Here is a 13832-nt window from a genome sequence, read left to right on the forward strand (position 1 = left end):
TATGCGGTCCTAGCGATTGGGCTTCGAATTCGGCCAAAGTCACCGCCGATGTCATTTTATTTATTTGGCCAATTGGGGAGACAAGATGGCGATTATCTTCCAGCCTCTGGGCGGCCGTCTTACGACTGATGTCTGGAGCTCCTGGAGGATCGGGTGAGAAATCGTGTGACCGCGTAGCTATCTTCTGGCGGGCGAAGAAGGAAAGTTTGTGACCAAGCAACAGTTGTCAGTGAATTTGTGTGGCGAGCGTTTAGCTTTTAATAGCAAATGGGAAGTTCGTCCATGGCGGCAGCTAATCTAGTGGAATAAATGAGAGGCAACTAACCTGTGCCCGGATTCCTTGGGAAGGTCGGCAGGCGCCAGGTTGACCGTGATGCGTCGCGCCGGGAATTCGAACCGCGCATTCTGCAGCGCCGCCCGGACCCGGTCCTTGGCTTCCTTCACTTCGGCTTCGGGAAGACCGACGATGGTGAAGGCCGGCAGGCCATTGGCCAGATGCACCTCCACCGTCACCGGTGGGGCGGCCATGCCGGCCAGGGCGCGGCTGCGCAAGACCGCCAGGCTCATCGCAACGAGCCCGGCAGTGTGCTGGAAGGGAAAAGGGGAGGGGGAAGAAGGGAAGTGAGGGTTGTCGCCAGGGTCATGGGGTCTGTTTTTGCTGAGCCTCAAGCTCGGCAACACGCGCTTCCAGCGCTTCCAGGCGGGCGCGGGTCTTGGCCAGCACCTGGGCCTGGATGTCGAATTCCTCGCGCGTGACCAGGTCCAGCTTGGCAAAACCCTGGCTCAGCATGGCCTTGACGTTCTTCTCGATGTCCTTGGCCGGAGAATTCTCGATCGCCTTGTTGATCTTGGATTGCAGGTCTTCAAAAAATGGGGGCTTGTCCATGTCGGATCTCCTTGGCAGATAGCTAAGCTGCAAGTTTAGCGGTTTCGCAGCCATCCTCAAAACGCGATGCCCTGATGAGACCGTTTTTTTGCGAGCGGGTGCCGGAAAGTGAAGAATTTTCCTTCAGGAAATGCTCCGACTTGGTGACTTTGGCTTCGCCCCGGGCCCACGCACCAAAATGTGTTTGCCTCGTTTGACGCAGGATTATCAAAAAGCAATCAATATCGCACCACGGTCGTGCATTTTCGCTTCGAGTGCACTATTTTGAAGCTGGTGTCGAAAAAAATCGTTGTAAATCTCCGCTTTCCAGCAAAAACACAAGTCTGCCTTGCCGAAAGGACATGGCACGGCTCCTGCTACATGGTTTGGGCAAAAGACTAAAAGACTTAACTGTTAAACACAAACCAGAGGGAAAGTCATGAAGAAACTGATTCTTGCAACAGCCATCGCAGCATCCTTCGTTTCTACCGTGGCCCGTGCAGAGGACGCCAAGCCAGACAATGAATTGAGCTTCAACGCTGCGGTCGTGAGCGATTACCGCTACCGCGGCCTGACCCAGACGCGTTTCGACCCGGCCCTGCAGGTTGGCGCTGACTACACGCACAACCCGACCGGCCTGTACGCCGGCACCTGGCTGACCAACATCAAGTGGATCAAGGACGCTGGCGCACTGGCCGGTACCGATACCAAGGGCGATGTCGAATGGGATATCTACGGCGGCAAGCGCGGTGACATCGGCGGCGGCTTCACCTACGACGTCGGCGGCCTGTACTACTACTACCCGGGCAACACCCTGGCCAATGCCGGCCTGAAGAACGCCAATACCTTCGAACTGTATGGCCAGATCGGTTACGGCCCGGCCTACTTCAAGTATTCGCAATCGCTGACCAACCTGTTCGGCGCGGTCAACAGCAAGTACAGCCAGTACTACGACCTGGGTGCCAACTTCGAGACCTTCTACGGCGTGATGCTGGGTCTGCACGTGGGTCACCAGAACGTGCGCGGCAACCCCAGCGAGGCCAGCTACACCGACTGGAAGATCGGCCTGTCCAAGACCTTCGACGAAGTCGCCGGCATCACCCTGGGCGTGGCCTATGTCGGTACCGACATGAAGGATGGCTTCGCTACCACTCCGGCATCGGACGGTGCCAAGAACGTCGGCAAGAACGGCGTCGTCGTCTCCATCAGCAAAACTTTCTAACAAGAGGTTCGTATGAAACTGATCACTGCGATCATCAAGCCGTTCAAGCTGGACGAGGTGCGTGAAGCCCTCTCCGCGATCGGTGTGCAAGGCATCACCGTGACCGAAGTCAAGGGCTTCGGTCGTCAGAAAGGCCATACCGAGCTCTATCGTGGCGCCGAGTATGTGGTCGATTTCCTGCCCAAGACCAAGATCGAGGCAGCGGTGGACGACGCCATCGTCGAGCGCGCGCTGGAAGCCATCGAGACCGCAGCCCGCACCGGCAAGATCGGTGACGGCAAGATCTTCGTCCAGGATCTGCTGGATGTGATCCGTATCCGCACCGGCGAAACCGGCAAAGACGCTCTGTAAAAAAAGGGGAATTCTAATGAGCATGAAGAAAATGTTTTCCGGCGCGCTCGCCATTGGCGCGCTGCTGTTTGCAGTAGGTTTTACTGCCCCGGCCCAGGCGCAGGACGCGCCCAAGCCTGAAGCTGCGGCCACCGCCGCTGCCCCGGCCGCTGCCGCTCCGGCTGCACCCAAGGCTGAAGCTGCCGCTCCTGCCGCTGCTGCTCCTGCCGCCCCGGCGGCCGCTGCCGCCGCACCCGCACCGGTGCCCAACAAGGGCGATACCGCCTGGATGCTGGTCTGCACCGCCTTCGTCATCCTCATGACCCTGCCGGGCCTAGGCCTGTTCTACGGCGGCCTGGTGCGCAGCAAGAACATGCTGTCGGTGCTGATGCAGTGCTTCATGATCTTCTCGCTGATCTACATCCTGTGGTTCGTGTACGGCTACAGCATCGCGTTCACCGAGGGCGGAGCATTCTTCGGCGGCTTCGACCGACTGTTCCTGCATGGCCTGACCGGTGATTCGAACACCGGCACCTTCAGCAAGGGCGTGGTCATCCCCGAACTGGTCTTCGTGGCCTTCCAGGGTGCGTTTGCAGCCATCACCGTGGCGCTGATCATCGGTTCCTTCGCAGAACGCGTGAAGTTCTCCGCCGTGATCCTGTTCTCGATCCTGTGGTTCACCTTCTCCTACCTGCCGATGGCCCACATGGTCTGGTTCTGGCCGGGTCCGGACGCCTTCACCGACGCTGCTGCCGCTGAAAAGGCGACTGCGATCTCGGGCTGGCTGTTCCAGAAGGGCGCGCTGGATTACGCCGGCGGCACCGTGGTGCACATCAACGCCGCTATCGCTGGCCTGGTCGGTTCCTATGTGATCGGCAAGCGTATCGGTTTCGGCAAGGAAGCCTTCAAGCCGCATAGCCTGACCCTGACCATGGTCGGTGCCTCGCTGCTGTGGTTCGGCTGGTTCGGCTTCAACGCCGGCTCCGGTCTGGAAGCCAACGGTGGCGCTGCCCTGGCCTTCGTCAACACCATCCTGGCAACTGCTGCTGCCGTGCTGTCCTGGAGCTTCGGCGAATGGATCGGCAAGGGCAAGCCCTCCATGCTGGGTGCTGCTTCGGGTGCTGTCGCCGGTCTGGTGGCGATCACTCCGGCGGCCGGCTTCGTGGGCGTCATCGGCGCCGTGGTCATGGGCCTGCTGGCTGGCCTGCTGTGCCTGTGGGGCGTGAGCGGTCTGAAGAAGCTGCTGGGTTCGGACGACGCGCTGGACGTGTTCGGCGTGCACGGCGTGGGCGGCATCCTGGGTGCCATCCTGACCGGTGTGTTCGCTGCACCGAGCCTGGGCGGCACCGGCATCTACGACTACGTCGCCAATGCCGTGGCACCGGACTACTCCATCGGCGGCCAGGTCTGGATCCAGTTCCAGGGCGTGCTGACCACCGTGGTGATCTCGGGTGTGGTTTCCTTCATCGCCTACAAGATCGTCGACGTCGTCATCGGTCTGCGTGTGACCGAAGAGGAAGAACGCGAAGGCCTGGACATTTCCAGCCACGGCGAATCGGCTTACCACTAAGCATCAGCTGTAACGAGTCTGCAGTATTCCTTCGGGGCTGGAAACGGCCTCTTTATAAGGCGCCTTCGGGCGCCTTTTTTCATTTTCCGGCCGCCAGGAAGAGAAAGGTTAGTGAAGATTTCTTCATGGCAATGCTGCAAGTGATGCGCTTTTGCATCGCCGCGCAATAATTCCCGACTATTTGACTCGGGCTCTTTAAAATACCTTCATCATCGCCATCTGGAGTCTCCCAGCCACGCCCTTGCAGCGACCGTGGCCGGTGAGGGCCATGGCTGAAATGGCAACAGCGCAGCCCAGCGGCTTATACCGCGTCGCAACACGGATGCAGGAATCCGCTAAAATCGTCACTCGCTGCCGGCATTTACATCTCGTTAAGGTTTTTTATGGTCCCGCATCTCGTCACCGCTCTGAATGGTCCCCTGCTGGAGCTGGAGAAGAAAATCCTGGGCGCCACGCCGGCCATCGAACGCTGGTTCCGCATGGAATGGCAGGAACATACGCCGCCGTTCTATTGCTCGGTCGATCTGCGCAACGCCGGCTTCAAGCTGGCGCCGGTCGATACCAACCTGTTCCCGGGCGGCTTCAACAACCTGTCGCCGGAAATGCTGCCGCTGGCAGTGCAGGCGGCCATGGCCGCCATCGAGAAATACTGTCCGGACGCGCGCAACCTGCTGCTGATCCCGGAAAACCAGCCCGGCAATACCTTCTACCTGCAAAACATCGGCCGGCTGATGCAGATCTTCCGCCAGACCGGACTGAACGTGCGCCTGGGGACCCTGGCGCCGGGCGTGACCAAGCCGCAGCACATGGAGTTGCCCGACGGCACCCAGATCACCCTGGAGCCGCTGGAACGTTCGGCCAATGGTCGTCGCCTGGGCCTCAAGAATTTCGATCCCTGTACGGTGCTGCTCAACAACGACCTGTCCATCGGCATTCCGTCGGTGCTTGAGGGCCTGCATGAGCAGAGCGTGCTGCCGCCGCTGCATGCCGGCTGGGCAATGCGCCGCAAGAGCAATCACTTCGCTGCCTATGATGAGGTGGTGAAGAAGTTTTCCAAGATGGTGGAAGTCGATCCCTGGATGCTCAATCCGCTCTTCACCAAGGTTGGCGACATCGATTTCCAGGAAAATACCGGTACCGACGCGCTGGCCGACAGCGTGTCCTCGCTGCTGTCGAAGATCCGCAAGAAGTACAAGGAATACGGCATCAAGGAACAACCCTTCGTTTTTATCAAGGCCAATGCCGGTACTTACGGCATGGGCATCATGACGGTCAAGGACGCCAGCGAGATCAAGGACCTCAATCGCAAGCAGCGCACCGGCATGCTGGCCGGCAAGGAAGGGCTGGAAGTGTCGGAGGTGATCGTGCAGGAAGGCGTGCACTCCTTCGAGCGCATCAACCAGGCCGTGGCCGAGCCGGTGGTCTACATGATCGACCGTTACGTGGTGGGCGGTTTCTACCGCGTACATGCCGACCGTGGCGTGAACGAGAACCTCAATGCGCCCGGCGCGCATTTCGTGCCCCTGGCCTTCGCCCAGCAGCACGCCCTGCCGGACATGCACGCCAAGCCGGGGACGGCCGCGCCCAACCGTTTCTACATGTATGGCGTGGTGGCGCGACTGGCGCTGCTGGCGGCATCGGTAGAGATGGAAAAGACCGATCCCAACCCGGAAGTTTATTAATATCGGGCCTGCGCCAGGCCCAACAGGACACCCGTCTCATGAAAATCGCTTTCCTCGCCGATCCTCTGGATACGTTCAAGACGTACAAGGATTCCACCTTTGCCATGATGCGCGAAGCCGCGCGGCGTGGTCACGCCATCTATGCCTTCGAACAGGGCGACCTGGTGCTGGAAAGCGGGCTGGTGACCGCCAATGCCTTCAAGCTGACGCTGACCGGCGATGCCGATGACTGGTACCGAGCCGACAAGCCGGCCTCGGCCTTCCTCTCCGAATTCGATGCGGTGATCGTGCGCAAGGACCCGCCCTTCGACATGGAGTACATCTACACCACCTACCTGCTGGAGCTGGCCGAGAAGCAGGGCGCGCGCGTGTTCAACAAGCCGGCTGCGATCCGCAGCCACAACGAGAAGCTGGCCATCGCCCAGTTCCCGCAATACACCGCGCCGACGCTGGTCACGCGGGATGCCAAGCGCCTGCGCGATTTCCACGGTGAGCACCAGGACGTGATCCTCAAGCCCCTGGACGGCATGGGTGGCATGGGCATCTTCCGCGTCAAGGCCGACGGCATGAACCTGGGCTCCATCATCGAGACCCTGACCGACAACGGTCAACGCACGATCATGGCGCAACGTTTCATTCCTCAGATCAGCGCAGGCGACAAGCGCATCCTGTTGATCGGCGGCAAGGTGGTGCCCAATGTGCTGGCACGCATTCCGCAGGGCAACGAGGTGCGCGGCAACCTGGCCGCCGGTGGTCTGGGCAAGGCACAACCGGCATCGGCGCGGGATATCGAGATCGGCGAAGCGCTGGGTCCTGTCCTGTATGAACGTGGCCTGTTGCTGGTAGGATTGGACGCCATCGGCGACTATCTCACCGAGATCAACGTGACCAGCCCGACCTGCTTCCAGGAAATCACCCAGCAGACCGGGTTTGATGTGGCGGCGATGTTCGTGGACGCGCTGGAGGCAGCCGCAGGGGCAGCAGAGGCAACAGGGTCGATCGGATAATGGGATCGACAGAGCATGACGGGCTGCTCGGGGAAAAGCGCGTCGCATCAGATGGCAACAAATCCATGGTTGGTATTCTTCTCTTGACGCACGCCCCGCTGGGGCAAGCTTTCCTGGCCGCCGCAACGCACGTCTTCCGCGGCCGTCCCGAACGGATGGAGGCGATTGACGTGATCGCCGACCAGAATCCGGCGGAGGTGCAAAAACTCGCCATCGAGGCGGTAGGTCGCCTCGATGATGGCAGCGGTGTGCTGGTCATCACCGATGTCATGGGCGGTACGCCCTCCAACTGTACGGGCTTCCTGTGTGGTCTGGGCAACGTCCAGGTGATCGCAGGCATCAGCCTGCCGATGCTGCTACGGGCTCTGACCTATCGCAATGACACGCTGGATGTAGTGGTTGAAATGGCGCTGGCCGGAGGCCAGAATGGTGCAGTGCGGATCGACAATCGCATCCGCGTGGCAGCCTCGGCCTGATCCATCGTTGTGACCGCAGTGGACTGCGGTCGCGGACGGCGCGCCAACAAGATAAAAACGAAAGCGGAACATGATTCAAAAAGAACTCGAAATCGTCAACAAGCTTGGCCTGCATGCCCGTGCTTCGGCCAAGTTCACCCAGCTGGCCGGCAAGTTCAAGTGCGAAGTCTGGCTTACCTTCAACAAGCGCCGCGTCAATGCCAAGTCCATCATGGGCGTGATGATGCTGGCCGCCGGCAAGGGCAGCATGGTGACCCTGGAAACCAATGGCGCCGACGAGCAGGAATGCTTCACGGCGCTTGAAGCGCTGATCGCCGACAAGTTCGGCGAAGGCCAGTAATCCTCCCCGACCGCGCCCGCGGTTTTGCGCCGCAACATCGCGGCGCGGCTGGAATGCTTCTTGCGATGTGAGGATCGTCACGTGCATGTTGCGTGACGTGAAACAATATTCACCCCAGCTGCCTGTCACCCTACTCCGCCGCGATGTCCCCGGTCGCGATTGCCAAACCGCTATTTGTTCGGTAACTTGCTCCAGGCTACCGCGCGCTGGCAACACGGCGGAATATAAGAACACAGGCAGGAGATACGCGATGGCTTCTTTCAGCTTACATGGAATCGCGGTGTCGCAAGGCATCGCCATCGGACGCGCGCACTTGATGGCGCCGGCCGCACTGGACGTCAAACATTACCTGGTCGCGGCCGACCAGGTCGAAGCCGAGATCGCGCGCCTGAAGGGCGCCGTCAAGGCAGTGCACCAGGAACTGCACACCATCCGTTCGGAACTGCCCAAGGATGCGCCGCCGGAACTGGGCGCCTTCATCGACGTACATTCGCTGATCCTGTCAGACCCGATGCTGGCCGAAGTGCCGCAGGACATCATCCGTCACCGCTACTACAACGCCGAATGGGCGCTGGTCACCCAGATCGAGGAATTGTCGGCCCAGTTCGACGAAATCGAGGACCCCTACCTGCGCGAGCGCAAGGCCGACATCCAGCAGGTGGGCGAGCGCATCCTCAAGGTCATGACCGGTAGCGCCAGTCATCTTCCCCCCACCGGGGAGGCCGCCGCCAACATCATCGTGGTGGCGCACGACATCTCCCCGGCCGACATGCTGCAGTTCCGCGGGAACGCCTTCGCCGGCTTCGTCACCGACCTGGGCGGGCCCAATTCGCATACCGCCATCGTCGCCCGCAGCCTGGCCATTCCGGCGGCCGTGGGCATGCATAACGCCTCGGTACTGGTCAAGCACGACGACGTGCTCATCATCGATGGCGATGCCGGCGTGGTCATCGTCGATCCCTCACCGCTGGTGCTGGCGCAGTACCGTGCCCGCCAGGAGCGCCTGCTGCGCGAGCGCAAGAAGCTCTCGCGCCTGAAGAAGACTCCCGCCATCACCCAGGATGGCGAACCCATCACGCTGCTGGCCAACATCGAATTGCCGGGCGATGCCGCGCCGGCCTTCGAGGCGGGGGCCATGGGCATCGGTCTGTTCCGCTCCGAGTTCCTGTTCATGGGGCGCGCCGGGCATCTGGAGAAATTCCCTTCCGAGGATGAACAGTGCGAGTCATACAAGCAGGTCGTCATCGCCATGAAGGGGCGGCCGGTCACCATCCGTACGCTCGACGTGGGCGCCGACAAGCCGCTGGACGAGGATGAGGAAACCGCCCTGAACCCGGCCCTGGGTCTGCGCGCCATCCGCTATTGCCTGTCCGAGCCGCAGATGTTCCTCACGCAGTTGCGCGCCATCCTGCGTGCTTCCGCGTATGGGCCGATCAAGCTGCTCATCCCGATGATGGCGCATGCCTTCGAGATCGATCAGACCCTGGCGATGATCGAGCAGGCCAAGCAGCAGCTGCGCGATCGCAAGCAGAAGTTCGATGAGGACATCCCGGTGGGCGCCATGATCGAGATTCCGGCGGCGGCACTGGCACTGCCCCTGTTCATCAAGCGCCTGGACTTCCTTTCCATCGGCACCAATGACCTGATCCAGTACACGCTGGCCATCGACCGCGTCGACCACGAAGTGGCGCATCTCTATGACCCGCTGCATCCGGCCGTGCTGTTCCTGCTCTCGACGGTGATCGCCCAGGGGCGCAAGGCCGGCATTCCGGTGTCGGTCTGTGGTGAAATGGCGGGCGACCTGAAATGGACGCGCCTGTTGCTGGGCATGGGCCTGCTGGAATTTTCCATGCATCCCTCGCAGATCCTGTCGGTGAAGAACGAGATCCTCAACAGCGACCTGCGTCTGCTGGAACCACAGGTCAAGAAGGTCTTGCGCGCCTCCGAACCGTCCGCCATCAGCGCGGCCATGGCGCAACTGCAGGCCCTGCACGCCGAAGTGCCGGCGGTCGAAGCCAAGTTGGCAAGGCGACGCTGAGCTGCGCCGCGCTGGTCGGGCAGGGTCGTTTGACGGGCCTGCCCGACTTGGGTATTCTTACGCCACTGCGCCGATTTGAACGGTTTGACCAACTTCAGCTTGCGGGCGCCGGGATCCTGATCCCATCTAAATGCGGCTAAAGCGAGCTTGGATCAGCAGTTCTTCCCAAGACCAGCCCCAGCCCCATCGATGAGTGAGCCCGCAAGCATTGCTTCCGGGCTTTTTTGTTGCCCGTGACCAGCGCTCCGAAGACGGGCTCCAGCTCATTCCGGCGAAGCGACCGCCAGCCCTGACCCACAAGGATCGCCTGGCGCCGAGTCACTTACGCAGAAACATCATGTCGATCGGAATCGTATCGCCCCAGGTCATGCATTTCGACCAGCCCCTGCCGCTACAGAGCGGCGCCGCGCTGGCCGATTACTCGCTGACCTATGAAACCTACGGCACCCTCAATGCCGACAAATCCAATGCCGTGCTGGTGTGCCACGCGCTCAATGCGTCCCACCATGTGGCCGGCGTCTATGCCGACGACCCCGACAACGTCGGCTGGTGGGACAACATGGTCGGCCCCGGCAAGTCGCTCGATACCGACCGCTTCTTCGTCATCGGCGTGAACAACCTGGGGTCCTGTTTCGGCTCCACCGGCCCCATGCACCCCAATCCGGCCACCGGCCAGCCCTACGGCGCGGATTTTCCAGTGGTGACGGTGGAAGACTGGGTCAATGCCCAGGCACGCCTGGCGGACCGCCTGGGCATCGAGTGCTTTGCCGCCGTCATGGGCGGCTCGCTGGGCGGTATGCAGGCGTTGGCCTGGAGCATGATGTACCCGGAGCGCCTGCGCCATTGCCTGGTGATCGCCTCTACCCCCAAGCTGTCGGCCCAGAACATTGCCTTCAACGACGTGGCGCGTCAGGCCATCCTGACCGATCCGCAATACCATGGCGGCGATTTCTATGCGCATGGCGTGGTGCCCAAGAACGGTCTGCGGGTGGCGCGCATGGTGGGTCACATCACCTATCTGTCGGATGACGACATGGCCGAGAAATTCGGCCGCGACCTGCGCTCCGGCCAGTACCAGTTCGGCTACGGCGTGGACTTCGAGATCGAGTCCTATCTGCGTTACCAGGGCGACAAGTTCTCTACCTACTTCGACGCCAATACCTATCTGCTGATCACCAAGGCGCTGGACTACTTCGACCCGGCGCGTGAATTCGGTGGCGACCTGGCCAAGGCCTTCGCCCGCACACGGGCCAGGTTCCTGCTGGTGTCCTTCACCACCGACTGGCGTTTCTCGCCGGAACGCAGCCGCGAGATGGTGCAGGCGCTGGTGGCCAACAAGCGCCGCGTGAGCTATGCCGAGATCGACGCGCCGCACGGGCATGACGCTTTCTTGCTCGATGATGCGCGCTACATGAAGGTGGTGCGCGAATACTACGCCAGCATCTGGACCGAACTGCAGCAGGAGGGCCGCGCATGACTTTCGAACAATTGAGCGCGTTGCGCCCCGATCTGGCCTTCATCGCCCACTGGGTGCGTGAGAAGTCGCAGGTGCTGGACCTGGGCTGTGGCGATGGCGTGATGCTGGATTATTTGCAGACCGACAAGGGCTGTTCCGGCTATGGGGTGGAGATCGATGATGCACAGATTCCCAAGTGCGTGGCGCGCGACGTCTCGGTGATCCAGCAGGACCTGAATGGCGGCCTGGCCATGTTCGAGGACAATGCCTTCGATACCGTGCTGTGCCTGTCGGCGCTGCAGATGGTCAAGGACGTGGAAGGCACGTTGCGCGAGATCGCCCGGGTCGGGCGTGAGGTGACGGTGTCCTTCCCCAATTTCGCCTACTGGCCGCACCGGGTGGCGCTCTTGCGGGGGCGCATGCCGGTTTCCAGAAGCCTTCCCTACCAGTGGTATGATACGCCGAACCTGCGCTGCGCCACGATCAGGGACTTCGAGGCGCTGGCCAACCAGGTCGGGCTGGAGGTGCTGGAATGCGTGGCCTTGAAGGACGGCAAGCCGGTACGCTACCTGCCCAACTGGCGCGGCAGCCTGGCTGTGTTCAGGTTGCGCAAGAAATAAGCGCTCAGCTTCACATGCCCCGCAGACGCCGGTCCGGCAGCGCCCCATCGCTGGCCTCCGGCGTTTTTTCTTTCATATCCCGCGTTTTTCGAGCCGACCCGCCCATGACTGCACCCGCCGCTTCCTGGCACCAATACCTGAACCGGCGCATGCTGATCTGCGTCTTCCTCGGCTTCACTTCCGGCCTTCCGCTGTTCATTCTGTTGAGCCTGCTGCAGGCGTGGCTGGCCAAGTCCGGTCTGAACGTGAAGACCCTCGGGTTGTTCGCGCTGGTGATGTTTCCCTACACCTGGAAGTTCGTCTGGTCGCCGCTGATGGACCGCTTCCACTTCGGTGGCATGGGCCGGCGACGCGGGTGGATGGTGTTCACGCAGCTGCTGCTGTTCCTCGCCATCGGCGGCATGGGCATGCTGGACCCGCTGACCGATGTCACCACGATCGCCTTCATGGCCTCGGTGGTGGCCTTCCTCTCGGCCAGCCAGGACATCGCCATCGACGCCTACCGGCGTGAAATCCTGCCCGAGGCTGAACTGGGCCTGGGCAGCGCCATCCACGTCAACGCCTACAAGCTCTCCGGCATGGTGCCCGGCGCTCTCTCGCTGGTGCTGGCCGACCAGATGCCGTGGTCCACCGTGTTCTGGATTACCGCCGCCTTCATGCTGCCGGGGCTGCTCTGCTCGCTGCTGGTGAAGGAGCCCAAGGTCTATGGGACGCCGCCCAAGAGCCTCTATGAAGCCGTGGTGCTGCCTTTCCGCGAATTCATCGCCCGTGGCGGCTGGGGCAATGCGCTCTGGGTGCTGGGCTTCATCTTCCTCTACAAGCTGGGCGACAGCATGGCCACGGCGCTGGCCACCAAGTTCTACATCGATCTGGGCTTCTCGATGACCGAGATCGGCGTCGTTTCCAAGACCACCAGTCTGTGGGCCAGCGTGGCCGGCGGCATCATCGGTGGCATCTGGATGGTGCGGCTGGGCATCAATCGTGGTCTGTGGGTGTTTGGCGTGCTGCAGGCGGTACCTATCCTGGGCTTTGCCTGGCTGGCCCATGTCGGCGCCAGCCTGCCGGTGCTGGCCGTGGTGATCGGGCTGGAGGCCTTCGGCGTCGGCCTGGGAACCACGGCCTTCGTCGCCTATATCATGCGCGAGACCGATCCACGCTATACCGCCACCCAGTTTGCGCTGTTCACCAGTTTGATGGCCGTACCCCGGACTTTCGTCAATTCTTCGGTCGGTTATATCGTCGCCGACACCGGCTGGTTAAATTTTTTTCTGATTTGCTTCGTTCTGGCCTTGCCTGGAATGCTGATGTTGCCTAGAATTGCGCCCTGGAATGAAAAGCCGGTTGAGTCGCAGACACAAAAAGCCTGAAGATTCGAAAAAACGTCGCGGGTCGTTCCTCTGAGCAATATCCGGCAGTCGATAAATATTTAGCCCTGAAGCGAAAATATAGTTGACAGTCCAAAGATGTTCCTCTATAGTTTTGAGTTCCCTGCACGGAGAGGTGGCCGAGTGGTTAATGGCAGCAGACTGTAAATCTGCCCTCTTGCGAGTACGCTGGTTCGAATCCAGCCCTCTCCACCATTAGGCCGGGAGTCAAAGCAGTCCTGCAGTACATGCGCGATCGAAAGACGCGGCGGTTGTGAAGTGAAAGTTGTTTCCTCGCGGGTGTAGCTCAATGGTAGAGCTGAAGCCTTCCAAGCTTAAGACGAGGGTTCGATTCCCTTCACCCGCTCCAAGTTTTGGTCCGGTTGCATGTTTGGTTGTTGTGCAGTCGGAAAAATGCCCTTGTAGCTCAGTGGTAGAGCACTCCCTTGGTAAGGGAGAGGCCACGTGTTCAATCCACGTCAAGGGCACCAGTTTCTCGTCGTATCGCTGACAAGTCAGTAATCAGTCGGGCGTGTTGCCTGGACATTCTCATCAAATCTAGGAGTCTAAGATGGCAAAAGGCAAGTTTGAACGGACCAAGCCGCACGTGAACGTCGGCACCATCGGTCACGTTGACCACGGCAAGACCACCCTGACCGCTGCAATCGCAACCGTTCTGTCGAAGAAGTTCGGCGGCGAAGCGAAGGCATACGACCAGATCGACGCAGCGCCTGAAGAAAAGGCCCGCGGCATCACCATCAACACCGCGCACGTCGAATACGAAACCGCCAACCGTCACTACGCGCACGTTGACTGCCCAGGCCACGCCGACTATGTGAAGAACATGATCACCGGCGCTGCA

Annotated in this window: 13 protein-coding genes, 3 tRNA genes and 1 pseudogene; 15 read left to right on the forward strand and 2 right to left on the reverse strand. The window is 60.9% G+C overall.

The genetic code is table 11. From position 1 onward, the window contains the following. Positions 1-330 precede the first annotated feature (330 nt). Together HFRIS_RS20010 and HFRIS_RS20015 are read right to left on the reverse strand one after the other, a co-directional pair. Positions 331-567, reverse strand: a pseudogene (locus HFRIS_RS20010) (magnesium chelatase domain-containing protein); the annotation flags it as partial. A gap of 73 nt (positions 568-640) precedes the next feature. Then, positions 641-886: an accessory factor UbiK family protein gene (locus HFRIS_RS20015; RefSeq protein WP_006713294.1), complete on the reverse strand. Its 246-nt coding sequence runs from the start codon at positions 884-886 to the stop codon at positions 641-643. A 418-nt stretch (positions 887-1304) separates the two neighbouring features. Between HFRIS_RS20015 and HFRIS_RS20020 the strand changes: the two genes are divergently transcribed. The 15 genes from HFRIS_RS20020 to HFRIS_RS20090 all read left to right on the forward strand — a co-directional run. Next, on the forward strand, positions 1305-2087 hold the full coding sequence (locus HFRIS_RS20020; protein WP_006713295.1) for a TorF family putative porin: 783 nt from the start codon (positions 1305-1307) through the stop codon (positions 2085-2087). A 12-nt stretch (positions 2088-2099) separates the two neighbouring features. Beyond that, positions 2100-2438 (forward strand): P-II family nitrogen regulator, encoded by a 339-nt coding sequence (locus HFRIS_RS20025; protein ID WP_006713297.1) that lies wholly within the window; start codon positions 2100-2102, stop codon positions 2436-2438. 16 nt (positions 2439-2454) lie between these two features. Beyond that, complete coding sequence (locus tag HFRIS_RS20030; RefSeq protein ID WP_006713299.1) at positions 2455-3987, forward strand: ammonium transporter; 1533 nt, start codon at positions 2455-2457, stop codon at positions 3985-3987. Positions 3988-4370: 383 nt separating this feature from the next. Next, the gene (gene gshA, locus HFRIS_RS20035; protein WP_006713300.1) at positions 4371-5669 is read left to right on the forward strand and encodes a glutamate--cysteine ligase; all 1299 of its coding nucleotides are present in this window, start codon (positions 4371-4373) and stop codon (positions 5667-5669) included. A gap of 38 nt (positions 5670-5707) precedes the next feature. Then, a complete protein-coding gene (gene gshB, locus HFRIS_RS20040; protein WP_006713301.1) occupies positions 5708-6676 on the forward strand; it encodes a glutathione synthase in 969 nt (322 codons plus the stop codon). 65 nt (positions 6677-6741) lie between these two features. Continuing rightward, positions 6742-7152 carry a PTS sugar transporter subunit IIA gene (locus HFRIS_RS20045; RefSeq protein WP_008334083.1) on the forward strand — a complete coding sequence of 137 codons (411 nt, stop codon included), beginning with the start codon at positions 6742-6744 and terminating at the stop codon, positions 7150-7152. A 70-nt stretch (positions 7153-7222) separates the two neighbouring features. Next, a complete protein-coding gene (locus HFRIS_RS20050) occupies positions 7223-7492 on the forward strand; it encodes an HPr family phosphocarrier protein (protein WP_006713306.1) in 270 nt (89 codons plus the stop codon). Between the two features lie 250 nt (positions 7493-7742). Then, positions 7743-9530 (forward strand): phosphoenolpyruvate--protein phosphotransferase, encoded by a 1788-nt coding sequence (gene ptsP / locus HFRIS_RS20055; protein WP_006713308.1) that lies wholly within the window; start codon positions 7743-7745, stop codon positions 9528-9530. Between the two features lie 337 nt (positions 9531-9867). Beyond that, positions 9868-11007 (forward strand): homoserine O-succinyltransferase MetX, encoded by a 1140-nt coding sequence (metX, locus tag HFRIS_RS20060; protein WP_006713310.1) that lies wholly within the window; start codon positions 9868-9870, stop codon positions 11005-11007. Continuing rightward, positions 11004-11606 (forward strand): methionine biosynthesis protein MetW, encoded by a 603-nt coding sequence (gene metW / locus HFRIS_RS20065; RefSeq protein ID WP_006713312.1) that lies wholly within the window; start codon positions 11004-11006, stop codon positions 11604-11606. The genes metX and metW overlap by 4 nt, the downstream gene beginning before the upstream one ends. A gap of 104 nt (positions 11607-11710) precedes the next feature. After that, complete coding sequence (locus HFRIS_RS20070) at positions 11711-12973, forward strand: AmpG family muropeptide MFS transporter (RefSeq protein ID WP_039876625.1); 1263 nt, start codon at positions 11711-11713, stop codon at positions 12971-12973. 127 nt (positions 12974-13100) lie between these two features. Further along, positions 13101-13186: transfer RNA gene (locus tag HFRIS_RS20075), tRNA-Tyr, on the forward strand. An 80-nt stretch (positions 13187-13266) separates the two neighbouring features. Further along, positions 13267-13340: transfer RNA gene (locus HFRIS_RS20080), tRNA-Gly, on the forward strand. A 46-nt stretch (positions 13341-13386) separates the two neighbouring features. Further along, positions 13387-13461 (forward strand) — tRNA-Thr (locus HFRIS_RS20085). Between the two features lie 80 nt (positions 13462-13541). Next, a partial coding sequence (locus HFRIS_RS20090; protein WP_006465487.1) for a GTP-binding protein occupies positions 13542-13832 on the forward strand: 291 nt, incomplete at its 3' end.

The organism is Herbaspirillum frisingense GSF30, from assembly GCF_000300975.2.
In the GTDB taxonomy this organism is placed as follows: domain Bacteria; phylum Pseudomonadota; class Gammaproteobacteria; order Burkholderiales; family Burkholderiaceae_D; genus Herbaspirillum; species Herbaspirillum frisingense.